Origin of the sequence: Leptospira selangorensis (assembly GCF_004769405.1) — a bacterium.
Classification (GTDB): Bacteria; Spirochaetota; Leptospiria; order Leptospirales; family Leptospiraceae; genus Leptospira_B; species Leptospira_B selangorensis.
Genome location: NZ_RQES01000018.1, coordinates 426856 through 448858, shown reverse-complemented (window position 1 = coordinate 448858; position 22003 = coordinate 426856). Strand labels below are relative to the sequence as shown.

General features: G+C 42.6%; 25 protein-coding genes. 6 read left to right on the top strand and 19 right to left on the bottom strand.

Annotated elements, in window-relative coordinates; genetic code table 11:
* The first annotated feature begins 1 nt into the window (after window position 1).
* From fliH to EHO58_RS14525, 5 genes are all read left to right on the top strand, one after another.
* The gene (gene fliH / locus EHO58_RS14545; protein WP_008592071.1) at window positions 2-925 is read left to right on the top strand and encodes a flagellar assembly protein FliH; all 924 of its coding nucleotides are present in this window, start codon (window positions 2-4) and stop codon (window positions 923-925) included.
* Between the two features lie 198 nt (window positions 926-1123).
* Entirely contained in the window at window positions 1124-2488 is a 1365-nt protein-coding gene (locus EHO58_RS14540; RefSeq protein ID WP_135680388.1) for a FliI/YscN family ATPase, read from the top strand.
* Between the two features lie 3 nt (window positions 2489-2491).
* Window positions 2492-3064, top strand: coding sequence for a flagellar export protein FliJ (gene fliJ, locus EHO58_RS14535; protein WP_135680387.1), 573 nt, complete (start codon window positions 2492-2494; stop codon window positions 3062-3064).
* 157 nt (window positions 3065-3221) lie between these two features.
* Complete coding sequence (locus EHO58_RS14530) at window positions 3222-3863, top strand: periplasmic-type flagellar collar protein FlbB (protein ID WP_100707131.1); 642 nt, start codon at window positions 3222-3224, stop codon at window positions 3861-3863.
* Between the two features lie 6 nt (window positions 3864-3869).
* On the top strand, window positions 3870-4265 hold the full coding sequence (locus EHO58_RS14525; protein ID WP_135680386.1) for a TOBE domain-containing protein: 396 nt from the start codon (window positions 3870-3872) through the stop codon (window positions 4263-4265).
* A gap of 52 nt (window positions 4266-4317) precedes the next feature.
* Here EHO58_RS14525 and EHO58_RS14520 read toward each other — a convergent pair whose 3' ends face one another.
* The 19 genes from EHO58_RS14520 to EHO58_RS19835 form a co-directional block, all read right to left on the bottom strand.
* Window positions 4318-5352, bottom strand: a complete 1035-nt coding sequence (locus tag EHO58_RS14520) for a DUF3089 domain-containing protein (protein ID WP_135680385.1) — start codon at window positions 5350-5352, stop codon at window positions 4318-4320.
* Window positions 5353-5421: 69 nt separating this feature from the next.
* Window positions 5422-5955: a guanylate kinase gene (gmk, locus tag EHO58_RS14515; protein ID WP_135626164.1), complete on the bottom strand. Its 534-nt coding sequence runs from the start codon at window positions 5953-5955 to the stop codon at window positions 5422-5424.
* 14 nt (window positions 5956-5969) lie between these two features.
* Window positions 5970-6251 carry a DUF370 domain-containing protein gene (locus EHO58_RS14510; RefSeq protein WP_008597280.1) on the bottom strand — a complete coding sequence of 94 codons (282 nt, stop codon included), beginning with the start codon at window positions 6249-6251 and terminating at the stop codon, window positions 5970-5972.
* Window positions 6251-7459: a hypothetical protein gene (locus EHO58_RS14505; protein WP_135626163.1), complete on the bottom strand. Its 1209-nt coding sequence runs from the start codon at window positions 7457-7459 to the stop codon at window positions 6251-6253. Before EHO58_RS14505 ends, EHO58_RS14510 begins: the two co-directional genes overlap by 1 nt.
* 61 nt (window positions 7460-7520) lie before the next feature.
* The gene (locus EHO58_RS14500) at window positions 7521-7886 is read right to left on the bottom strand and encodes a hypothetical protein (protein WP_100709577.1); all 366 of its coding nucleotides are present in this window, start codon (window positions 7884-7886) and stop codon (window positions 7521-7523) included.
* Window positions 7887-7891: 5 nt separating this feature from the next.
* Window positions 7892-9874: a FapA family protein gene (locus EHO58_RS14495; protein ID WP_135626162.1), complete on the bottom strand. Its 1983-nt coding sequence runs from the start codon at window positions 9872-9874 to the stop codon at window positions 7892-7894.
* 104 nt (window positions 9875-9978) lie between these two features.
* Entirely contained in the window at window positions 9979-10779 is an 801-nt protein-coding gene (gene whiG, locus EHO58_RS14490) for an RNA polymerase sigma factor WhiG (protein ID WP_100709575.1), read from the bottom strand.
* Between the two features lie 186 nt (window positions 10780-10965).
* Window positions 10966-11454 carry a hypothetical protein gene (locus tag EHO58_RS14485; RefSeq protein WP_135680384.1) on the bottom strand — a complete coding sequence of 163 codons (489 nt, stop codon included), beginning with the start codon at window positions 11452-11454 and terminating at the stop codon, window positions 10966-10968.
* Complete coding sequence (locus EHO58_RS14480; RefSeq protein WP_020770813.1) at window positions 11451-12356, bottom strand: MinD/ParA family protein; 906 nt, start codon at window positions 12354-12356, stop codon at window positions 11451-11453. Before EHO58_RS14480 ends, EHO58_RS14485 begins: the two co-directional genes overlap by 4 nt.
* Window positions 12357-12397: 41 nt before the next feature.
* Window positions 12398-13675, bottom strand: coding sequence for a flagellar biosynthesis GTPase FlhF (flhF, locus tag EHO58_RS14475; protein WP_135626160.1), 1278 nt, complete (start codon window positions 13673-13675; stop codon window positions 12398-12400).
* 39 nt (window positions 13676-13714) lie between these two features.
* Window positions 13715-15832, bottom strand: coding sequence for a flagellar biosynthesis protein FlhA (locus EHO58_RS14470; protein ID WP_135626159.1), 2118 nt, complete (start codon window positions 15830-15832; stop codon window positions 13715-13717).
* A 15-nt stretch (window positions 15833-15847) separates the two neighbouring features.
* Entirely contained in the window at window positions 15848-17083 is a 1236-nt protein-coding gene (locus EHO58_RS14465) for an EscU/YscU/HrcU family type III secretion system export apparatus switch protein (RefSeq protein ID WP_425269454.1), read from the bottom strand.
* Complete coding sequence (gene fliR / locus EHO58_RS14460) at window positions 17083-17862, bottom strand: flagellar biosynthetic protein FliR (protein ID WP_135626158.1); 780 nt, start codon at window positions 17860-17862, stop codon at window positions 17083-17085. Before fliR ends, EHO58_RS14465 begins: the two co-directional genes overlap by 1 nt.
* A gap of 9 nt (window positions 17863-17871) precedes the next feature.
* Window positions 17872-18135: a flagellar biosynthesis protein FliQ gene (gene fliQ, locus EHO58_RS14455; protein ID WP_100707118.1), complete on the bottom strand. Its 264-nt coding sequence runs from the start codon at window positions 18133-18135 to the stop codon at window positions 17872-17874.
* Window positions 18132-18926 carry a flagellar type III secretion system pore protein FliP gene (gene fliP / locus EHO58_RS14450; RefSeq protein WP_208728825.1) on the bottom strand — a complete coding sequence of 265 codons (795 nt, stop codon included), beginning with the start codon at window positions 18924-18926 and terminating at the stop codon, window positions 18132-18134. The genes fliQ and fliP overlap by 4 nt, the downstream gene beginning before the upstream one ends.
* A gap of 56 nt (window positions 18927-18982) precedes the next feature.
* Entirely contained in the window at window positions 18983-19771 is a 789-nt protein-coding gene (gene fliO, locus EHO58_RS14445) for a flagellar biosynthetic protein FliO (protein WP_135680383.1), read from the bottom strand.
* On the bottom strand, window positions 19768-20841 hold the full coding sequence (gene fliN, locus EHO58_RS14440; protein ID WP_100723630.1) for a flagellar motor switch protein FliN: 1074 nt from the start codon (window positions 20839-20841) through the stop codon (window positions 19768-19770). Before fliN ends, fliO begins: the two co-directional genes overlap by 4 nt.
* A 161-nt stretch (window positions 20842-21002) precedes the next feature.
* A complete protein-coding gene (locus EHO58_RS14435) occupies window positions 21003-21203 on the bottom strand; it encodes a DUF2283 domain-containing protein (protein ID WP_135680382.1) in 201 nt (66 codons plus the stop codon).
* Window positions 21200-21430, bottom strand: coding sequence for a hypothetical protein (locus EHO58_RS19835; protein WP_135626155.1), 231 nt, complete (start codon window positions 21428-21430; stop codon window positions 21200-21202). Before EHO58_RS19835 ends, EHO58_RS14435 begins: the two co-directional genes overlap by 4 nt.
* Window positions 21431-21632: 202 nt before the next feature.
* Here EHO58_RS19835 and EHO58_RS14425 point away from each other — a divergent pair, with 202 nt between their 5' ends.
* The gene (locus tag EHO58_RS14425) at window positions 21633-21992 is read left to right on the top strand and encodes an ArsR/SmtB family transcription factor (RefSeq protein ID WP_135626154.1); all 360 of its coding nucleotides are present in this window, start codon (window positions 21633-21635) and stop codon (window positions 21990-21992) included.
* Window positions 21993-22003 lie beyond the last annotated feature (11 nt).

The following is a 22003-nucleotide window of genomic DNA, read 5'->3' as shown; positions in this document are numbered from 1 at the left end:
AATGGCAAAACTAGTCTTCAAACCTATCCAAATCGCGGACATGCAGGATCAGGTAGAGCTGCAAATTCCGGATAAATATAAAAAATTCCATAGGGACGAAGACGCCGAAGAGTTCGAAGTCGACCAAGAAGGAAATATTATAGAGCAATACCAAGGCCCTTCTATTGAAGAGATCGAGGCAGAGCTCAACCGTTATAAAGAAGAAACGGAAGAAAATATCAAAACAATGCTCGAGGACTCCCGCCGTAAGTCGGAGGAGATCGAGGAAGAAGGCCGTAAAAAAGCCTTCCAAATGATCCAGGATTCCAAAGAGAAGATCAAACTCGAAGAGGATTCCGGTAAAGCCAAAGCGGAACAGATCTTGGAAAGAGCCAAGATGGAAGCCGAAAGAATGATCAAAGAAGCCGAGATGAAAACGGCAGAGATCGAACACGAGGCTTACTTAAAAGGATTCGAGGCAGGACGAGAAGTAGGTTTCAGAAAAGGACAAGGAGAAGTTCGACGCCTTATCGACCGTCTCGGAACCATCGTTGGTAAAGCGATCGATATCCGTGCGGAACTCATCCAAGCATCCGAAAAACAAATGGTGGAGATGATCCTGATCATCGCTCGTAAGATCATCAAAGACGAGATCATAGAACGTAAAGAAATCGTACTCAATAATATCAGAGAAGCCCTGAAACGAATCAAGGACAGGGACCGTGTGGATATCCGAGTCAACTTTGCGGACTTGGAAATCACCACAGCTCACAAAGACGAACTTATCAAACTTATGGAGTCTCTTCGCAAGGTCAATATCTACGAAGACTCTCGCGTCGACAGAGGCGGGGTCATCATCGAAACAGATGTTGGTGCCATCGATGCAAGGATCTCCACGCAGCTCAAAGAAATCGAAGAAGCAATTCGAAATGCGGAGCCGATCTAATCTAACATTCACGTCCAAACTTAGTCTCCTACCCGGCCGCCGAAACCATAGGCGGTCGGGTCAGGGGGGTTTTCTTTGTAGTAACTTCGACGGGATTTGCTTTTTTCCCGGATGTGACATAATTCAGTTATATTCTCATTATCACTTGACTCCGGGAAAAATCCTAGGGACAGTATCCGGTATCTAAGAGCTAAGATCATGATAGAGAAGAAGTTTCACGAAAAGGTAGACGTCATCTCCAAGTATTTCCTGATCTTGGACCGCACGGAAACTATCCGCAAATCCGGGCGTGTCGTTCGTGTCTCCGGAAACGTAATTTATTCAGAAGGCCCTCCGGACTCCAAGATCGGAGAGATAATGGAAGTCCAAAAAGCAGGAACAGAAGGTTACCTGCAATGCGAGATTGTTGGTTTCGAAAATCATGTATATACACTAATGCCTCTCGGCCCTGTAGAAGGTGTATATCCTGACGCTTTCGTGTTTTCTTCGGGAAGAAGTTTGAATGTTCCTGTGGGAAAAGAACTACTCGGACGCGTACTAAATGGTGTAGGACGTCCTATCGACAAAAAAGGGCTCATCATCACTTCTGAAGAAAAATCTCCGGAAGGAGAAAGTATCAATCCACTGGATAGACCTGTGATCCGGGACATTCTTCTTACCGGGGTAAGAGCTATAGATGGAATTTTAACAGTAGGACGAGGACAAAGATTAGGGATCTTCTCCGGATCCGGCGTAGGAAAGTCCAGCTTACTAGGTATGATCGCAAGGTTCACTAACGCAGATGTAAACGTGATCGCACTTGTGGGAGAACGAGGCAGAGAGGTGAACGAATTTTTAGAGAGAGACTTAGGAAAAGAAGGTCTCGCAAGATCTGTAGTATTTGCCGCAACCTCCGATGCACCTAAGATGGAACAGGTAAACTGCGCCCTACTCGCCACTTCTGTTGCGGAATATTTTAGAGAACAAGGACTTCATGTAAACTTAATGATGGATTCCTTAACCAGGTTTGCACATGCTAATAGAGAGATCTCTGTTTCTAACCATGAACCTCCGATCACAAGAGGTTTTAGTTCATCTGTTTTTACTAAATTAGCAAAACTTGTAGAACGTTCCGGTACTTCTAAATCCGGAGGAAGTATCACCGGGTTTTATACTGTCTTAACTGACACCGACGAGATGGAAGATCCGATCGCAGACGCAGTCCGTGGTTATATAGACGGTCACATCATCCTTTCGCGTAAAATGGCTGAAAGAAACCATTATCCTGCAATTGATATCCCTGCCTCTCTTTCCAGGGTAATGCAATCTATAGTTGAGGAAGACCAGTTCATGAGAGCCGGTATGATCAGAGAACTTATCTCCACTTATAATTCAGTGGAAGAATTGATCTTATTGAATGCATACGTAAGAGGATCAGACCCTAAAGTGGATCTTGCCATTCGCAAAAAAGATAAGATAGATTCTTATCTAAAACAAAGACTTATGGAAAGAAGTCTTTTCCCGCAAACAGTTAGCGGCTTAAGAGATATCTTAAAAGAAGAAAGAGAAGAAGAGGAATTTTAATCTATGAAAAGATTCCAATTCAGACTCGAACCGGTACTTCGTTTAAAGAAGATCAAAGAGGACCAAAAACTAAAAGAACTTTCCGAACTTGTCGCAGAAGTCAACCAAAGACAATCGGAAATAGATTCCAATGACGCAAGGATACATTCTTTATCTGCTACTACACTTTCAGGAAGTACAGACTTAAGAGAATATTCTTATTTACAAACTTATATGAGACAACTCTTAACTCGAAATACTGAATTAGAGAATGAAATACGTTCTTTCGATGAGCCGGTTGAAAAAAAAAGAACGGAAGTCTCAGAGGCAAGAAAAGAGAAGAAGGTACTGGAACTTCTAAAAGAAAACCGCTTCAAGGAGTATATGCACTCCTATAGAAAGGCGGAAAAAATCCAGGCAGAAGAGCAATTTTTAGCAGATCTTTATAGGAAGCAGAGGGAGGAAATTTATGGGGATGATAGATCTAAACGGGATCCGAAAGTATTTACCTATGATACGGGAGGCGTCGAGCGCACCGGTACAGAAGATGCGGGACTTTCTGAACTCAGAAAACTTTACGAGCGTTATAAAAAGTGACCTCCCCTTTTTAGAAGTACGTAAAACAGTAGAATCTTCCGATCCTTTAATCGGGAGCATGGCAAATCTCCAAGATAAAATTTCTCATTTGGAAAATAAGGCAGGAGAATTGGAAAAAAGAATTTCTGGCTCCAGGCTGGACATCCGGGTATAAAAAGTGGCAAGTTTAACCGACAAAGCAAGAGCAGTATATCTAGTACTTCTGATCTTCTTCCTAGTGTTGATCGGATTTTTTGCGTTTCATTATTTTCAAATCATAGACGCGGCCGAAATTTTTCCTTTTTTAAGAACGGAACCAGGACTCGTAAATGCTGACTCCGAATCTCCTTCCGAATTAGAGAAGTTGGAATTCCGTAAAGAAATGGAAAGACTCGCTAAAGATCGGGACGAGATCTCTCAAAAAGAAGACGAACTTAAAAAAGAAAAAGAGCGCCTGGAAGCGGAACTCGAGAAAATCGAGGAACTCAAACGAGGTCTTACTTCCAAGGAGAATGAGCTCAAATCTTCCGAATCCGAAAGGAATAGCAGAGGAAAATTGGTTAAGGTTATGGCGGAGAAGGTAGCAAATATGCCTCCTGATAACGCGGTGCAGATGCTTACCAATTGGCCGGACAAAGATATCATAGACGTATTCATCCAAATGGATAAGGACGCTGAACAGGACGGTAGACAAACGATCACCACCTATCTTCTCACCTTATTCCCAGCGGAACGTAGGGCGAATATTACGAATAAATGGTTGTCCAGATCCGATGTGATCAAGGCTCCTGAATCGAATTCCGAGTCGGAAGAACTTTAAAATTTTATGAAGAAGAAAACGATCCTCTTTTTTTCAATTCTAGTATTATGCGCGGGAAGTATTTATTCTAAGAGTAAAAAAGCTTCTGCGCCCGCAAAACCCAAGTATGTTTCCGGCGAAGAGCTGGTCAATAATCCGGGAAAAGCGGTTGGGGAAACTGTCCGAGTCGCCGGAACAGTTACTCATGTATTATACAAAGGAAATTCTATCCGATTCGTGGTCCATTTCTCCGGAAAACCAGTGGTTTTAGATTCTGATGATTACAGTTTAATGAACCGAGTCTCCGTCGGTTCTTATGTAGAAGTCTGCGGGTTTTATCTAAAAAACAAGAAGTTAGAAATAGACGGAAAAAGAACGGATATGCCTTCTATCGTCATAGAACAAACTTATTGTACGAATTAAAGCTCGCAACCGACCTGCGGGGATTTGCAAAACTTTGTAAACTCCGCTCCCCCTACTTCTTCTTTAAAAAACTTTCCAATCTTTCTTTTGCGTTTTTTCTAATATTCGCGTAGAAGAAGTGAAAATCTCCAGTATGTAAATTCCCATCTTTTCCTAAGTTAGGAGTTCTAGATATCTCCGGTTCATGGATCCATAAAACTCCGGAATTACATTTAGCATCTGCAACTCCCGGAAGTAATTGATCAAAACTTCGGTTCACACTTCCTAAATTTTCAGACTTAGGAGAAACCTCTTCATCATGTTTCCAGCTTAAAGGATTCACACAAACAGCATCTTTCCCGTATCTATCCAATAATCTACCTGGTGAATTTCCCCAGATATAGGAATTCCAACCGACTACACATCCTGTCTCTTTCGGTCCTGAACAAACCGGCACACCGGCCTCTTCCTGTTTAAAAGGAAATCCGATCGAATAACTTACTACCAGGTTTTTCTTATATTCTGGATTAGAAGAAATTACTTCTTTAAGTAAACGAACAGAATGTCTTGTGCCTTGGCTATGAGAAGCGATGATATAAGGACGACCCTTATTCCAGTTTTTCATATAATATAAAAATGCGTTCTTCACATCTTGAAATGCAAGATCCAAGGCTGCCTCGCCTTCCGGAGCGTCCTTCGTAAAAACGAAAAAAGCAGCCTGTCTATATCTCGGGGCGTAGACCTTACAACATTCGTTGAATGCACTTGCTTGGGTCTTGATCGGATGTTTATCGGTTCTTTCGTTTAAACTTTCATCCTTTAGATCCCCGTTCCAATATTTAGGACGAAGAAGTAAGGTAGTCGGATGGATATAAAAAGTATCCGCCTCTGCCAAGGATTGATTTTCTTTTAAGCCGGAATTTTCAGGAACAAGATCCGCGTTATCCTTTTTATCCGGAAGTGCAGCCCAAAATTCTGACTTAGAATAATCAGGAGAAATTAAATTTTTACTCTCTTCAAAATCCTTTTTTGGTTTGATGAGAAACATACATTGAAAACTAAAAATCGTTAATACGGAAATAAAAATGGAGGCATGTAAGAATTTCATATTACTTAATCCTAGGCTCAGAATAAGAAAGTAGCGAATCGTTTAGGTTTCCGAATTTTATAGAAATTCTTAAAATAAAATTTCTTCCAAACGAGAGAGCGCTTGCTCCAGTTTATCGTTCACGATAATATGATCGAACTCATCTTTATGAGCCAATTCTTCCTTTCCGTTCTTGATACGTTTCAGGATACTTTCTTCGGAATCGGTTCCTCTTCCTCTCAGTCTTTTTTCCCATTCTTCTTCATTCGGAGGAAGTATAAAGATTGTGATAGCCTCTTTGCCCAGTTTTTGTTTTACCTGAGCCGCACCCTGCACGTCTAGATCCATGATCACCGATTTACCGGCAGACATACATTGGTTCACGAATATTGCGGGAGTTCCGTAATAATTATCATGGACCTTGGCCCATTCCAAAAACTCTCCCTTATCGATCCCTGATTCGAATTCTTCTTTGTTCAGGAAAAAATACGTTACTCCTTCCTTGTCTCCTGGACGAGGAGCTCTCGTAGTACAAGAAACTGAAAAAGCCAAATCTGGATGTTTGGCTCGGATCATTTGGATAAGTGTGGATTTACCTCCTCCTGCTACGGAGGATAGAACGATTAGTTTGGGAGATTTCAGTCCTTTTCTTCCTCTTCTTCTGCGATAGAATTATCCCTGCTTTCTATCCTTCTTGTGAGGGCTTCTACTCTTAAGTTGGAAAGGATCAAATGGTTGGAGTCAGTGATTATGATGGACCTGGTCTTTTTTCCCTGAGTCGCGTCTACCAAACTGTTATTACTTTTGGCTTCGTTTCGGATCCTTTTAGCGGATGCTGAATCCGAATGAATGATACCTACGATCTTGGAAACCATGACTATATTTCCAAAACCAACGTTCAAGACGCTAAATTGGGACATTAGGTCCTCCTATTTCTCTCCAACCTAAATCTTTCTATAATATCCACTTCACCGGTGGCGAGATCCAAGGCTTCTGAGATTTCCTCATGGGAGTATCCTTTTTTCAAGAGGAAAACTACCTTCTCAATTTTACTCGCCCCTTCTCCCAGGTCTTTTAGTGCCGTTTCGGAAGAAATTTTTACGGAATCCTGTTTTTGAGGAACGTAACCTGTCATTTTTCTTTCCAGGATCTTTCCGAAGTTCTCCTCTACAGGAATTTTATTATCCGTTCTTTTGGATTTAGAACTCACTTTTTTAGGATCCAATTCAGGAGTATAATCCGGTTCCGCCTTTAAAGAACCCCCGCTAATATCTTCGGGAAATTCAATTTTATTTTCTTCGAATGGATCTCCATCCAAAGAAATATCAAATGTAGAACTTGGATTGTACATCGGTTGAGGAGTTCTAGTCGGAGATATTTCAGACATCAATTCCTGAGAATCTTTCCAGCCCATTACATTCTTAATTGTTTTGCCGAAGTTTTTCAGAATTCCCAAAGTTCCTGAATCTTCTTCCGAACTAGGAACATTTTCTTTTCGGGAATTTTTTCTCTCTGGGTCCAAGAACGGTTTTGGATTTTCAGGAGAATAATTTTCTTTCAGATTTTGTTTATAAAGTCTACCTACGCCCTCTCCCGCTTTTGCGGCAAGTTCCTGCTTTCTATTCTCTAATGATTCAGCCGGAGCAGTTTTAAGCTCTTTTTGTTTTTCTCTAATTAGAGTCAGATATTCGTTCTTAAATTTTTCCTCATCGGAAATATGCACTTCTTCCCGGTGAGTAAGGATAGAAGGTTCGCTTGTTTCCAATTCTTCTTCTACCGTTTCGAATTCCAATATCGGTTCAGAAGAAATATTCTGTTTTTCTAATTTTATTCCTTCGTTAGAAAGTATTCTTTCAGGAAGTGATTCCAATTTTTGGAGAATAGATTTGTATTTATCCTCCAAAGAATCGGAACGTTGGACCAAAATTTTATAAGCTTGGATCTTAGAATTTAAAAGTTCGATTTGGCTTTCTGTTTCCGTTTGGATCTCGTCTACTAGGGTCCGGATTTCTTCGTTGATACGACGGATCATATGAGAACGGATCCTCTTCGTCACTTGCGCGGACACACCAACATACAAGCCTATGGCTATAATAATATTTAAGAATAGGACTGTGAATAGTTCCATCGCACAAGCGTCCTTTTCGAGGAGATTTCCAACAACATTCCTCGGGAAGCCCGCGCGTTTTTTAAGCTATATAGTCCACTGTGGAACGAGTAGGTGTCCGAATTTCGGTTTTTCTACCGCTCTTATCATAGGAGAAAATTCTCTCCTTTCCACCCTCGGGTTTTGGCCCTTTAAAAGAACGGATTTCCTTTTCTATTTCTCCGATCCTTTGGGTGTATGAGTTACGAAGTCTTTCTCTATATTCAGGAGATAATGAAAAAGTTTCGGTGTACATTTGCACCGCATACTTTTTATCTATAGAATACTCACGGATCGATTTTTCGTTCTGGGCGATTACGTTCGAAAGAGTATGTGGGTTCTCCACCATAGTCCTTCGGACCAGATCGTTCGCAGCGCCGTATCCGGAAAGAGGTTCGTTCAGCCTCATATCCTTTATTTTCCTCTAGATCTGTTTTTTCTCCAGTCTTTTTTATCCGGTTCAGGATCTTGGTACGGCAATTGTCGGATAACCCCGTTCTCTTCCACGAAGGTCTTATGTTTGATCTCGTTACGGGTTTTGAAGTCAGCACTTTTGATCTTGATGGTCACCCCGCCGAATAGGGTCTTTTCGACGCTGATCTTACCGTTTGCAGCTCTTTCTTCTATATATGCCTTGAGGTTCTGGATCTCATTTTCGTATTCCCGGACTCGGATCTCCAGTTTTTCGGTAGCCTTGCTGGTTTTGACCAACTGTTGCTCATGGTCTTGGGTGAAAGAAGCAGGGTCATTCTCCTTTCTTGCCTTGAGTGTCTTAAGACTTTTAGAGATCTGTTCGAACTTATCTTGGTTTTCGGCCAGTTTTTCTTCGTATTCGGAGATCTGTTTTAATACCTTAGGATCTGTTCCTACTATAAGTTCTGTAGCAGGGTTTGCAGAAGATCCTATAACCTTTGCAGCAATCGTATCGGAAGCACGGATCGTACCTCCTACAATCTGTCCCCTCTTACCATTAGAGATTACTTTTCCACCTGCGCTCACAAAACAGTGAAGAATTCCTTCCTGTACAACTACGTCTTTTTCCGTGACTACAGTTGCATTCTGGATAAACTTTGCGATTACGTTCCCGCCTGTGGATTCAATACGGGCCTCGTCTCTTCCGGAAACCCCTTGGCGAATAATGATATCTCCGTCAGCTTCCACATTTGCCTTCTGGACAGTACCATAAATTTCAATGTTCCCTGCGGCCTTAACTGAATAATTATCCTCTACGTTTCCAGTGATGATCACCGAGCCTAAGAATGTAACGTTACCGGTTTTAATTCCAACGTCACCATTGACTCTGTAAACCGTTTCGACAGAAAGTCTACCGCTTGCATAGACTACTTGCCCATTCACTTCCGCGGTGAGTTTGGTTCTGTCTTCGGAAAGGATTGTTCCTTTACCTTGTTTGAGCTCAGTATCTAAACCGTCTTTTGCAGGTAGAAGTTCATTGAATAATGTGCGACCGTATTTCCCTCTTTCTGCAGGGATTTTTTCCGCCAGAAGTTGTCCTACCACAACGTTCTCGATTAAGTCCATGTCCTTATAGTCTACTTTTCCGGATTCATCTTCTCGGAAGACTACCTTCTTGCTAATACGAACATGAAAGATAACCTGCGCGTTCTTTCCATTAACGGGAGGATCACCTTCTGCAGCTGTGAAAGGTTGGTTATAGAATTCGTCTTCTAACCTTTTTTGGATCTCTTCTTCCTTAACTCCGTATTTAATACCTGCGTTCTTGAGATAATTGACTACGTCTTTTACCTCTAGATCTCTTCCACCCGGTTTTGGAGGAATAAAAGTGATCTTTGCTCTCATCTTATCAGGAGCAATATCCAATACCATTTTACCCTCGGCGCCCTGCCTAGGTTTCATATTGGAAATATAGATTGGTTCTCCCTTGGTCTCTTTTACAATTTTACGGATCTGATTATCATCTACTTCCGCAATTCCTCGAACGGACAACCGGCGAGACACTTCGGATAGTTCGATTGCCTTTCCATCACCGGAAGGAGGATAGATTGTGAGATAAGTTCCGTTTCTGAAAATTTGAACGACTGCTCTTCCGTCTCTGTCCTTAGGCTGTAGGAACTCCTTCAGATCTTTGGAAACTAATTTGCCTGATCCGCCCGTGAGTTTTTTGTCCAGTTCGGAAAGTTCGTCTAAGAATGTATCTTCCGGCAGAATGGAAGCTCTGATATGCCAAGGCTCCGAGCCGAAAAGTTTTTTCTTTCCACGCTTGATTACTATATAATCCAGCTCATGAGATTTTCTTTTGAGATGAGATGCCGCTAATTGCAGACATTTTTCCAAGGTAGGAGCTATAACTTCTACCTGCTCGTTTTGGAGCTTGTCTAGTTCTTTGGATTGGTCTTTTAGAAAGGATGTAAGACTCAAGAACCTTTGTCCTCCTGCAAATCGGGCCCGGGTGTTTTGAAAATCAGATTACCCGGAGAAGGGGTGGCCTGAGACCTTGGCTCAGGCCAGGGGAAGGCATTCCCCTACTTTTTACTAATAACCGATTTCACCTTTCCTAATTTACTACGAAGCCTTGCGACAGCTCTCGTGTGAAGTTGGGAAATCCTGGATTCGGTTACTTCCAATACTTCTCCGATCTCTTTTAATGTTAGATCTTCGTAATAATAAAGAACGATTACTTTTTTTTCTTTGTCCGGAAGTGTCTTGATCGCTTCCACGATCACGTTTTTGATCTCTTCTTTTTCGATGATGGTATCCGGATTCATATTCATCGGAGATTCTAATGTCTCCATGAAAGAAACCTCGTCGTTCTCATCACCAAGGAACCAAATATCATTTAAAGAGACGAGTGACGTGCCGCTGATCTTAGTAAGAAGTGAGTTGAATTCCTCAACGGAGATCCCCATTTCTTTTGCGATCGCCTCATCTTCTACATGAGCGCCCTCTTTGTTCTCGAGCATTCCGATAATTTGCTCCAACTGTTTCGCTTTTTGGCGAATAGAGCGAGGGATCCAGTCGATGGAACGAAGTTCGTCGAAGATAGAACCTCTGATACGAGTCATCGCATAGGTTTTAAATTTGATCTGTCTATCCGGATCGAATTTTTCGATCGCATCTAGAAGACCAAACACACCGTATGAAACAAGATCATCAAACTCAACGTTCTGAGGCATACCGATCGCAATACGACCGGCCACGTGTTTGACTAGAGGAGAATATTTTTCTACAAGATAACTGCGAATATTTTGATCTTTAGTAGCCCTATAGGACTTCCAAAGTTCGGTTTCATCCGTATTATTGTATTTATCGAAAAGTTTGGACATAACTACGGAATGGGCTGGTCCTCTGCTTAAGAGTGTCGTGGACCAAACCGATTTGCAATAGCATTTTTTGTCTCAAAAACGGGAAATCAAGCAGTTTTTTGTCTCATTGGGTTTCTAGGCGGAAATAGAGCAATTTACGCGTGTTGGAGTTCCGACAAATTAAGAATCTGGTCGGAAAGATTTTTACTATTTTTCCTGGTTGCCGTCGTCTTTCGCGAGCATCGTCCGGATCGCTTCCGCCATCAACTTAGGCTCATTTTTTATCGCGATGTTTTCTACGATGATATGATCTCCGAATTTATCCGCTTTTTTACGAGGAATTCCGCTCGCAGCAGCGCGAATTTCGTCCGCGCTACCACCTGGAGAATCAAAATGAGGGGTAGAAGTATCCGTATCCCCGAATCCAGAATGAGAATGGCGGTCCCCACCCTCGAGGCCATCGTCTTCTCCAGTGGAATGAGTACCTGTGAAATTGCCTAAGAGCTCTAAAAATTCCGGAACCTTGGAAGCTAAAACGGAATATACCCCGAATCCGAAAGCAGCCATACCGACTGTGGATAAAAAGGTAATGAATGCGATATGACCGAAATAATTTCCGACCATGATGCCGCAGACCAGACTTATGATGAGTCCTAAAAAGGAGAAAAAACCGAGAAAACCAATTTGTAGGTTCACTCTTCCTCGCTCTGTTGTTTTTCTCTAACGTCCACGAAATTGAAGAATTTTTTGAAGAAGCCGGTAATTCCGGAATCATCTCCACCATCCATTTCCTGGTTCAGAAGAGAATATGTGATCCGATTCAAACAAGCCGCTGCCTTGCTCTTAGGTGAATGGATGATATACGGTTTTTGTTCCCGGATACTTTTTTCCACCTCGTCGTCCTGGAAGATAAATCCTAAATTTTCGACTCTTACTTCTAAGAACTGACCGGAGATATCGATCACACGATCCGCAACCTTCTTCCCTTCGATAGCGGAACGTACACGGTTCACTACCATCTTTAGATTTTTATCTCTACTTTGGGAAACGATCGCTTTGATCAGTCCATAAGAGTCGGTGATTGCTGTAGGTTCCGGTGTAGTAACTACGATCACATCGTCCGCAGGTAATGTGAGTCCGATCACGTTTGAGCTGATCCCTGCTCCGGTGTCTATGATCATATAATCATAGGAATCCAGATCAGCGAATCCTTTGATTAAATTATTTCTTTGGGTATCGTTCAGGTTAGCAAGTTGAGAATAACCACTTGCTCCCGCAATGATATCCACTCCTTCCGGAGCTTGGATGATAATGTCCTTTAAACTTTTATGTCCCTTGACTACGTGATACAAATTATATTTAGGGATGATCCCTAAGATCACATTCACGTTAGCAAGTCCTAGGTCTCCGTCGAATACTAGGACCTTCTGTCCTGCCTTAGCCATAGAGATGGCAAGGTTTACGGAGATAGTACTTTTACCGACCCCACCCTTTCCGGAAGCGATCGCTATAATCTTAGTCATAGGTTTGGTTGAAGACACGAGTTTCAAACTCGTATTACCCTCGGTAAGTTTCCGCAACTGAGTCGCTTGGTCCATCCTAACCTCTTTCTCTGGGACTTAGGTTTTCTACCGAAACCTTAAGCGGAGAATACTTCTCCACGGATCTCGATGAGTTTTTCCGGATTTACTGCGCATTCAGCGAGTTGGTGTTTTTCCGCTGGGATCATATCGAAGGGAACTTCTTGGCCAACACTTAAATGGGTAAAACCCTTATTAAGTGTATCGGCTAGTTCCAGAAATCCACCCAAAAATTCCGCTTCGTCCAGTTTAGTTAATAAAATTCTACGGAAACCAAGGGGCTCGTAGGCTTTCATTACGGAGTGGGTGTGATGATACGAAGATGTGGCGGATAATACAAGGATATTTTCAACGTTGTCCCTTTCTCCGAAAGCGGAAAGGTATCCGTACATTTTGCTGAGCTGGTCCACATTGCGATGACTATAACCCGCAGTATCTATTAAGATCAGCTCGGATCCGTCTCTCGCCAGGGTCTCCTGAAAACGTTTCAGATCTTTGACCGCATAAAAAGGCATTTCCATGGTATCAGCGTAGCGTTTTAACTGCTCGATTGCAGCAATCCTGTAGTTGTCAGTTGTGTATAAAGAAACTGATTTTCCCATATGAAGATGATACTTAGCGGCTAGTTTTGCTATGCTTGTTGTCTTTCCGCTACCTGTAGGTCCCACAAAGAAGACTACTTTTCTTTGTCCTCTTCTCGTTCCCTTAAAAATGTCCGGCTCCACTTGCACTCTTTCGGAAAGAACTTCTACAATTTTTTCCTGAACAGAAACGGTACGAGATCGATCCAAAGGAGAAAGTCTCTGCTCAGCCTGGGAAATAATTTCTTCCGCGTATGCCTCGCTCATTCCTTCTTTAACGAGTTTATCCCTCATTTTAAGGATATTGGAGTCCTGTTCTTTGCGGACCGATCTGGAAATTTTAGGTTCAAATTCTTTTGAGAAAGAAAGTCCTAAATTTTCTTCGGATTCTATTTCTTCAGAAGTGACTTCTATCAGTTCTTTTGGCAAAGAAGAAGCTCTGCTTGGGCGAGAAGTTCTTTCTTCCCAACTAGGCAATTCTTCCAGGCTTCTTCTTTTTTCAGAACCAAGAGTGGACTTTTGTTTGAGTAGTTCTTTTAGATCTTGGAGTTTTTTCTCCACCTTCTCTCTGGAACTTGCCTTTTCAGGGATACCGACTTGGATCTCTACAACCTTACGGGCCATGAGTCCTGTTCCGAATACCCCGCCCTCGGTCAAAATTCTATGTTCGATGACATGGGCTTCTGGGCCGTATTTCATCTTCATCTGCATTAGGCAATCCTGTAGATCCTTGCCCCTAATCTTTGCGAAATCCATGTTATCCTCCTGTTTTTTCGATTAAAATATTACGTTTTACTAAACCACTTCTGCGGGTTCCGCCGCCTGGGCTTGTGCAATCCTGAGTTCACCGGCGATTACCGTAGGAACGGAAGAATGTACTTCTTCTAATGCGAGAACCGCAAAGTTCCTAGGCGGAAATTCTTTCGCTAAGAAATAAGCAAAAGGCATTCTCACTTCTCTGTTCACCACATAGATCGGGAATCCTCTTCCTTCTTGGACCCTGCGATTCATATCCGCTACGGATTCCAAAAGTCTTCTTTGGAAATCCGGAGGAAGGACCAAAATATCTCTTCCTTCTAAACGATCCTGTGCGAGTGATTTGTTCAATCTGTCGAGCACCCGACCTTCTACCACGATGACCTGTAATTTCCCATCTACCATATAATCTTTTACGATCGTATTGGAGATTGCCTGTCTTACGAATTCCGTAAGAACATAAGGATTCGGATACTTGCCCATTTTGTTTGCGACAGTTTCCAAAATTGGGACCAGATTGCGGATCCCCAAACCTTCTCTGAGAAGATTTTGTAGGACTTGTTGCAACATTCCCAAATTCCCAGGTTTGTCCGCTTCCAACTCTTGGATAAGTGTAGGATATTGAGATCTGTAATGATCCAGAAGTTTTTTGACTTCTTCTCTTCCGAGTAAACTGGAAGCGTGAGTCGCAAGTAATTCTCTTAAATATGTGATGATAACCGTAGAAGAGTCCACCACGATAAAACCTTTGGACTCCGCATCTCCTTTCGAATCGGCAGAGATCCATTTCGCAGTCCTTCCGTATGCAGGCTCCATGAAAGATTCTCCTTCGATAGAAGAAAGATCCTGGCTTTCTGCAGAAGGCATCGCCATCAGTTTTTCAGGACGGATCGTGCTGGAACCGACTTCCACTCCGTTGATCTTAATTGTGAATTGATCCGGAGGAATTTCCAAATTATCTAATATACGGATTGGAGGTATAACGATCCCACTTTCACGAGCAAACTTTCCTCTTAAATTGGAAATTTGGTCCATCAATGTCCCGCCTTGGGAAGCATCAACTAAAGGCACCAAATGATAACCGAATTCGATCTCGATCGGCTCGATCCTAAGTTCGTCGTAATAATCTCGAGGTTTGCGATCTCCAACCGCTTCTTTTTCCTTCTTCTCCAAAACCTCGAGCTGTTCTTGGACTGTTCTTTCAAGTGAGTATGCTAGATAAGCAAGACCACCGGAAAGAAGCACCATTGGAATAAAAGGTAAACCGGGGATAAATGCACCAAGCCCCATAGAGGCCGCGACTACGTATAATACCTTAGAATTTGCAAATAACTGTGTTTTGAATTGTTTTGCAAGATCCGATTCAGAACCGGAACGAGTAACGATGATACCTGTAGCAACTGTAGTAAGAAGTGCCGGGATCTGGGAAACGAGTCCATCACCAATGGTGAATTTTCCGTAAGTTTCGATTGCAGAAACGAAAGATTCACCACGGATACTTGCGCCTATGACTACTCCTCCGATCAGGTTGATCGCAGTAATGATAAGTCCCGCTCTCACATCCCCTTGCACGAACTTACTCGCTCCATCCATGGAACCGTAGAAGTCGACTTCCGCTTCTATCTTCTTTCTTCTTTTACGAGCTTCCGCCTCGTTTATATTTCCAGTAGAAAGTTCCATATCGATTGCCATCTGTTTACCAGGCAATGCATCCAACGTAAATCTTGCTGCCACTTCGGAGATACGGGTCGCACCTTTAGTGATCACAAGAACCTGAACGAGCACTAAGATTATGAAGATAATAAATCCAACTACGTATTTACTTAAACCGGATTCACTTCCTACTATAAAGGAACCGAATGCATCTATGATCGCACTATTTACCGCAGGACCTTTTGACAAAATTTGTCTAGTAGTAGAAACGTTTAGCGCCAATCGATAGATCGTTGTTATAAGTAATAAGCTAGGGAAAACAGAAAACTCAGACGGTTCCTTGATAGACAAAGAAGTCATAACAATGAGCAAACTTAAGGCCAAACTGAATAAGATCAGAATGTCTAATATAAATCCCGGCAAAGGAACAACTAACATTCCAACGATAGCAACTGCTCCCGCACCCAGGATGAAGTCGGATTGTGTGTACCATTTCTTATCCATAATATTCTCCTAGGCTTAAGAAGCGTTTCGGAACGCTCTCCGGAAAGATTCAAGTTTCGTAAAGATCACACTGAGTACAGTATAAAATTTAGCAGGAACTTCCTGGCCAATTTCCACCTCGTCATAAAGTGTCCTTGCCATCGGGCGGTCTTCTACCGTGGCGATATCATTCGCCTTAGCCACCCGGATAATACGTAATGCGAAATCGTCCACACCTTTAGCTATCACAATAGGTGCCCTGTGCTTATTAGGCTTATACTCTAAAGCCACTGCAAAGTGAGTTGGGTTTGTAATGATCACATCTGCCTTGGGAACTTCTGCCAACATCTTGCTTTTTTTGATCTGATCTCTGGCCATTTGTCTTCTTCTGGCCTGTAAAGAAGGGTCACCATCCTGTTCCTTCATTTCTCTTTTGGATTCGGAAGGAGTCATTTTGAGTGCTTCTTCGTATTCGTATTTCTGGAAGAAGTAATCCGCTACGCTGATCGCGAGTAATAGGATCCCTACTATTATAAAAATTTTGAATGCAGTGTAAGTGATTAATGCTACTGATTCTTCGAGTCCCATATTCCCGAGCATCAGAATTTTGAAAAAATCCTTCTCTATTACAAAATAAGAAACCCAAGCAATTGCAGCTACTTTGACTAAAGATTTTCCTAAGCTGAATAATGTTTGGCGGTTCGGAAATACCTTTTTGAAATTAGGACGTATCCTTCCGAAATTAAAAGCCAATGCGCGAGGTGCGAATAAAAACCCTGTTTGGATTACATTGCCCACGATTGCTGCGACTACCGTAATCCCCATCAAAGGAAGAAGTAGCTGAGTAATATCCACGAGAGCATTGTTCAGAAGTTCACTTACCGTTTCCGAACTAACCACATTCGCAGAACGTATTCCGAAAAAATATTTTCTCAAAAGATAATAAGATCTCATGAAAAAATATTCTCCCATGAGATACATTAAAACAATACCTGCTAATAAAACGATCGCAGAAGCAACTTCAGGACTTTTAGGAACATTTCCTTTTTCCCTTTCTTCCCTTCTTCTTCTTTCGCTGGCCGGTTGTGTACGTCCCTCGTCTTCCGCTGCAAATAGCTGAAGGTCGATACGAAAAGGAATAGCAGCAGGAATTGGCTGTTTTTGTGGAGCCACGTGTAGGAGTTCCAACACGCGCATATTCAAGCGCCGTAGGAATTCCAACATGGCGGTCTTAAAGGAAATTCCAGATAATTTTTCCCAAAAGGATCCCATTAGTTCGGCCATCCTTTCAGCATTAGGTTCATCTTTTCGAAAGAGAGTTGGAACGCGTTGTCCATCTGAGTGATCAGAAACGGAACGATCAAGATCATGACCACAAGGCCGATCGCGATCTTAATAGGAAAGCTCAGCTGCAGAATATTCAACTGAGGAGCAGCTTTTCCCATCAATGCTTCCGAAACAGTGACTAAAAATAAAACCCCGAGTATCGGCAGAGAAATTTTAAAAGCGACTAGGAACATAGCCCCTATCGCTTCTTCCATTGCCTTATAAAGTCCGTCTTGGATCTCGGGCACAAGTTTCAAAACTTGCACCTTCTCAAAAGAATATACCAAACTTTCGAATAGAAAACGGTAAGCTCCCAGTGAGAGAAACAAAAGCATACCCAACATATTCTTAAGAGTACTGATCACAGGAAGACTTGTTTGAGAGATCGGGTCCAAAATTTCAGCGTAACCGAAACCAAGTTGGACGTTAAAAAATTCTCCCGCCATCTGGAAGGATGAGAATACCAAGCTCACTAAAAATCCCATGAGGATACCGATGAGAACTTCGGCCATCACAACTAAACCGTAATCGGCCATATTACCTGGGATGGGAGGAACAAAGGATGCACTTACTGGAAATAAAATTACTGCGATTAGAAAACCAAGAGTCATCCTTTGAGCAAAAGTGATTGAAGCAAAAGAAAACACAGGAGCCACGGACAGAAGCCCCACGATCCTTGCCAGGATCAAAAGAAACACTTGGAAATTTCCGATAAAGTATTCCATTTTTCTAATCTAAAACTTCTCTATCATCAGGAAAAGATCCCTGGTATAATCCGTCATTGTCTGGAGCATCCAGCCTGCAAAGATCACGATCACAGCAAAAATGGATAATAATTTAGGAACAAAAGCGATCGTAGGCTCCTGGATAGAAGTTGTGGTTTGTAAAATACCTATGATCAATCCCACCACCATTGCAGTCAGCAAAATGGGAGAAGAAAGTTTAAGAGTCACAAACAATGCGTCTCTGATCAGAGTGATTGCATCTACTTCCGTCATTTATAACTCCTTACGAGCTCGTAGACAATTAAGTTCCAACCATCCACAAGAACGAATAAGATCAATTTAAACGGCAAACTCACCATCACAGGAGGAAGCATATTCAAACCCATGGAGAGAAGTGCGGAAGCTACTACAAGATCCACCACGATAAATGGAATAAAAATGATGATCCCGATCCAAAAGGCCTTCTTTATTTCCGAAAGCATGAACGCAGGAATAAGAACGTAATTCGGAACATCGTCGAATGATTCTACGTTTTCCACTTTTCCGATCTTTAAAAATAGAGCCACATCCTTGGCACCGCTTGTCCCGATCTGTCTCATCATAAATTCTCTGAGAGGGATCATGGACTTATCAAAAAATTCGTTAGTATCTATTTTACCTTCCATGTACGGATTTAAACCTTTCTCGTACACGATATTCAAGGTAGGAGCCATGATGAAGAATGTCATAAATAATGCGAGACCCACCATTACCTGGTTAGGCGGAAGGTTCTGGATAGAAAGTGCCCTTCTCACAAAATCCAAAACGATTACTATTTTGGTGAAAGAAGTTAGGGACATCACGATGGCAGGAGCCAAAGAAAGAATTGTGACTAGGAACAAGATCATCAAAGAAAGGCTTGTCTCTCTCGGACCTTTTGCCTCGTTTACATTGATATTCAGATTCGGGATAGGAATCCTAGGTGCATTTGCTTGGGAGAATATATCTTCCGGGATTGCAATGATCAAAACGGCAAAAAGAAGAACTCCAGAAAGTATCTTCCACATAACTCTATTATGTCTCATACCTTCGGAAAACTTTTTCTCTGCCTTTGTAGCGAACCCCTCTCCCACTTTTCCCCCTAGTTCAAATCGAATAATCCGTTCTCCAGATTATTCCTTTCCTTCTTAATTTCGTCTAACTTCTCTTTGAGCTTTCTCTGCTTCTCTCTTCTTTCACCCGGAGTTTGTCTAAGGGTTTGTTCTTCATCTTCCGATTTTCCAGTAAGACGAATATTCAAATCCTTTAATTGTTCCAGAGCAGTGACCAAAAAACCGCCTTCAGGAGGTTTAAATTCGTCCCTCATTCTCTGGAGCCTCGCTTTAGTCTCCGTATCCGTAATCTCGGAGATTAAATTAATACCGTTATCCGCCACACCCAGCACGAAAATTTGCCCAGTCACTTCCACTATCTGGAGCTGTTTGTTCGTGCCCAAGTTCAAACTTCCCAGAAGATTCATCTCTCCTCTAACAGGAAGCGAACCTTCTCTGGATTTTGCGAGAGTCCTTAAAACCCAATACGCAGCTCCACAAAGAATTCCGAGTACTAGAACGATCCTAAATAAAATCCCTGCGAGACTCGGCCCATCTGAAATAGGCTTATATCTTTCTTCCACGGGATTCGGAGTTGATTCAGGAACAACTTCCTTCTTCTCTTCTTGTTTAGGAGTAGAAGGTGCCGAAGACTCAGGAGTTTTTTTATCAACAGTGCCCAGTTCTCTTTTAAGAACTTCGTCCATTTGTTCTCTTTCGGAACCTTGGGAATATAATCCTCCGGCGATACCCGATAAAATACAAAAGACTCCGAACGCCAAAGCGAGGGAGCCGAATCCTGAAAAAAACGAATGGATCGTTTGAAAAATTCGGCTCATCCGCCTCCCGACTCCGGCTTGATCCTATCGGCCGGACTTACGATATCCGTTACACGCACACCGAAGTTTTCGTCGATGACCACGACCTCTCCCTTCGCAATCAACTTACCGTTCACCAAAAGGTCCACAGGCTCACCTGCCAACTTGTCCAACTCGATGATGGAACCTTCGCCCAAACCTAAGATATCTTTAATATACATCTTAGTTCTTCCGAGTTCCACTGTCACAGACATCTGAACGTCCATGAGAAGGTTTAGATTCGGAGTACCTTGGGCACCGCTTGCAGTGGCGAGGTTCGGGAAGGAAACACCCTTCATTCCTACTTGGGAAATTCCGCCGCCGCCCATTCCGCCTTGGTAGCCACCGCCACCATAATCTCCTCCCCCTCCTCCTCCGGACCTTTTGGAAAGAGAGAGAATATCATTCGCCATAGATAAAGAAAGAAGGAACTGAACTCTAAATGAAGGAAGTCCTTCAATAGCTAAATTGAAGAAGGTCCGAACGAGCGGATCACCTTCCGGAAGTACCAATGCAGCAGGAGAAGTTACATGTCTGGTTTCCGCAGGTGAACCATTCACTCCTCCTCCGGTCTTAGCGGCGATCTGAGATTGAAGAGCTCCCATAATAGGGGTCAAACTATCCCTTAGTGTTTGGAGCTGGCCTTCGTCCAGACCACCTGAATCGAAACCACCCATCATCATATTTGCAATACGAGCCGCATTATCCGCGCCCATTGCAAGAACAACTCTGCCATTCAGATTTCCTGAATAGGTAGAATATAATAAAAACGTGTTGGACTTAAGTTCCGCTTCCACATCCTTCCGGGACTTTGCCTCGGAGGTAGGATTCATGAAATTAGAAGTTTTGGAAAGAATGGCCGCTAAGGTATTCCCCGCAGTCATAAAACAATGAGAAAGAAAATCGGACAGAAGGTCCCTATCTACCGGTGAAAGACCGGCAGCTTCCTTGGACCCGCCTCCGGCAGCCATGCTGCTGCCTGGATCAAATGAATCGTTTGCACCCGCTAAAAGGGCGTCTATTTCTTCCTGGGAAAGGGATCCTTCACCCATCTTGGGCACTCTCTCTTAGTTTTGGATTAGGAGACATAATAAAAAGAAATTTGTCGACCCTTTTTTTTCTTGCTCAGAAAATCGGTGGGAAAAGGCCGGGGAACTACTAGATAAGACCCCATATTAGAGGCAAAAACAAGTATATTTTAGGAAGAAAGTCCTTAGGTCTCCAATGTTTCGATCTGAAAAGAAGAAAGGTCTACGTATTGAGAAGCATTTCCATGGATATCGATACCTACCAACTTCCCGCTTTCATCCAAATCTATATTCACATCCACATTTATCTCTTGAGTCTCTGCTGAAGGGCGATCGGAAAGATCTATATAGATTGAATCAGTATCAGGGTAATGCCGAATCTTCATCTCTTAAAACCTCGGTCGAAAAACGCATTATGAATCGTTTCTCCATCCTCTAAAGTAATTACTCGAAGGTATTTTTGGGCTTCGTCAATCCATTTCCAAAACCTTATCCTTCCATTCTCTTGGACCGCCTTCTTGTCGGGATATAGAATCGCTTCTTCTAACCATTCCAACTTAATCTCTGGCCTCCTATGCAACACATCCGTTTCGAAATAATGCGTATGCTTCACGCCATTCCGTTTCCGAATTCTTGCTACCTGCGCGTAAAAAATCTTACTTCCTGTAACTTTGCACCTTTGCGTGAGAATCCCTAAATACCCCCTTCTCTTCCCCGGACCGGCCTCCTAAGCCAGATTTTTTCAACTTTTTCAATAGATTGGACTTGACTGGCGATTTGAAGTCCTGTATTTTACCAAATGGTAAATTAACTAAATGGTTAAATACGACACAGAATCTGATCGACTGAGCAATACTTTCGCAGCATTGGCCGACCCAACCAGGAGGGAGATCCTACTCTATTTGGTCTCCGGAGAGGCGACCGTTAAGGAACTGGCAGAACCTTTTAATATGAGTCTGCCTGGAATTTCCAAACACCTAAAGGTTTTAGAAAAGGCCGGGCTCATAGAAAGGGGAAGAGAAGCACAATGGAGGCCATGTAAGATACGACCGGATGGTCTAAAAGAAGCTTCCGGTTGGTTGGATCATTACCGTCATTTCTGGGAAGAAAGTTTGGATCGTTTGGACGCGTATCTACAGCAACTCCAAGCCAAAAGTAAAGAGTCGGAAAAATAGATGGGTTATAC

What these genes read in the sequence shown, in the direction of transcription:
- fliH (WP_008592071.1), top strand. Translation starts at nt 2, where the DNA reads ATGGCAAAACTAGTCTTCAAACCTATCCAAATCGCGGACATGCAGGAT.
- EHO58_RS14540 (WP_135680388.1), top strand. Translation starts at nt 1,124, where the DNA reads ATGATAGAGAAGAAGTTTCACGAAAAGGTAGACGTCATCTCCAAGTAT.
- fliJ (WP_135680387.1), top strand. Translation starts at nt 2,492, where the DNA reads ATGAAAAGATTCCAATTCAGACTCGAACCGGTACTTCGTTTAAAGAAG.
- EHO58_RS14525 (WP_135680386.1), top strand. Translation starts at nt 3,870, where the DNA reads ATGAAGAAGAAAACGATCCTCTTTTTTTCAATTCTAGTATTATGCGCG.
- EHO58_RS14520 (WP_135680385.1), bottom strand. Translation starts at nt 5,352, where the DNA reads ATGAAATTCTTACATGCCTCCATTTTTATTTCCGTATTAACGATTTTT.
- EHO58_RS14510 (WP_008597280.1), bottom strand. Translation starts at nt 6,251, where the DNA reads ATGTCCCAATTTAGCGTCTTGAACGTTGGTTTTGGAAATATAGTCATG.
- EHO58_RS14505 (WP_135626163.1), bottom strand. Translation starts at nt 7,459, where the DNA reads ATGGAACTATTCACAGTCCTATTCTTAAATATTATTATAGCCATAGGC.
- EHO58_RS14500 (WP_100709577.1), bottom strand. Translation starts at nt 7,886, where the DNA reads ATGAGGCTGAACGAACCTCTTTCCGGATACGGCGCTGCGAACGATCTG.
- whiG (WP_100709575.1), bottom strand. Translation starts at nt 10,779, where the DNA reads ATGTCCAAACTTTTCGATAAATACAATAATACGGATGAAACCGAACTT.
- EHO58_RS14480 (WP_020770813.1), bottom strand. Translation starts at nt 12,356, where the DNA reads ATGGACCAAGCGACTCAGTTGCGGAAACTTACCGAGGGTAATACGAGT.
- flhF (WP_135626160.1), bottom strand. Translation starts at nt 13,675, where the DNA reads ATGGATTTCGCAAAGATTAGGGGCAAGGATCTACAGGATTGCCTAATG.
- EHO58_RS14470 (WP_135626159.1), bottom strand. Translation starts at nt 15,832, where the DNA reads ATGGATAAGAAATGGTACACACAATCCGACTTCATCCTGGGTGCGGGA.
- EHO58_RS14465 (WP_425269454.1), bottom strand. Translation starts at nt 17,083, where the DNA reads ATGGGATCCTTTTGGGAAAAATTATCTGGAATTTCCTTTAAGACCGCC.
- fliR (WP_135626158.1), bottom strand. Translation starts at nt 17,862, where the DNA reads ATGGAATACTTTATCGGAAATTTCCAAGTGTTTCTTTTGATCCTGGCA.
- fliQ (WP_100707118.1), bottom strand. Translation starts at nt 18,135, where the DNA reads ATGACGGAAGTAGATGCAATCACTCTGATCAGAGACGCATTGTTTGTG.
- fliP (WP_208728825.1), bottom strand. Translation starts at nt 18,926, where the DNA reads ATGAGACATAATAGAGTTATGTGGAAGATACTTTCTGGAGTTCTTCTT.
- fliO (WP_135680383.1), bottom strand. Translation starts at nt 19,771, where the DNA reads ATGAGCCGAATTTTTCAAACGATCCATTCGTTTTTTTCAGGATTCGGC.
- fliN (WP_100723630.1), bottom strand. Translation starts at nt 20,841, where the DNA reads ATGGGTGAAGGATCCCTTTCCCAGGAAGAAATAGACGCCCTTTTAGCG.
- EHO58_RS14435 (WP_135680382.1), bottom strand. Translation starts at nt 21,203, where the DNA reads ATGAAGATTCGGCATTACCCTGATACTGATTCAATCTATATAGATCTT.
- EHO58_RS14425 (WP_135626154.1), top strand. Translation starts at nt 21,633, where the DNA reads ATGGTTAAATACGACACAGAATCTGATCGACTGAGCAATACTTTCGCA.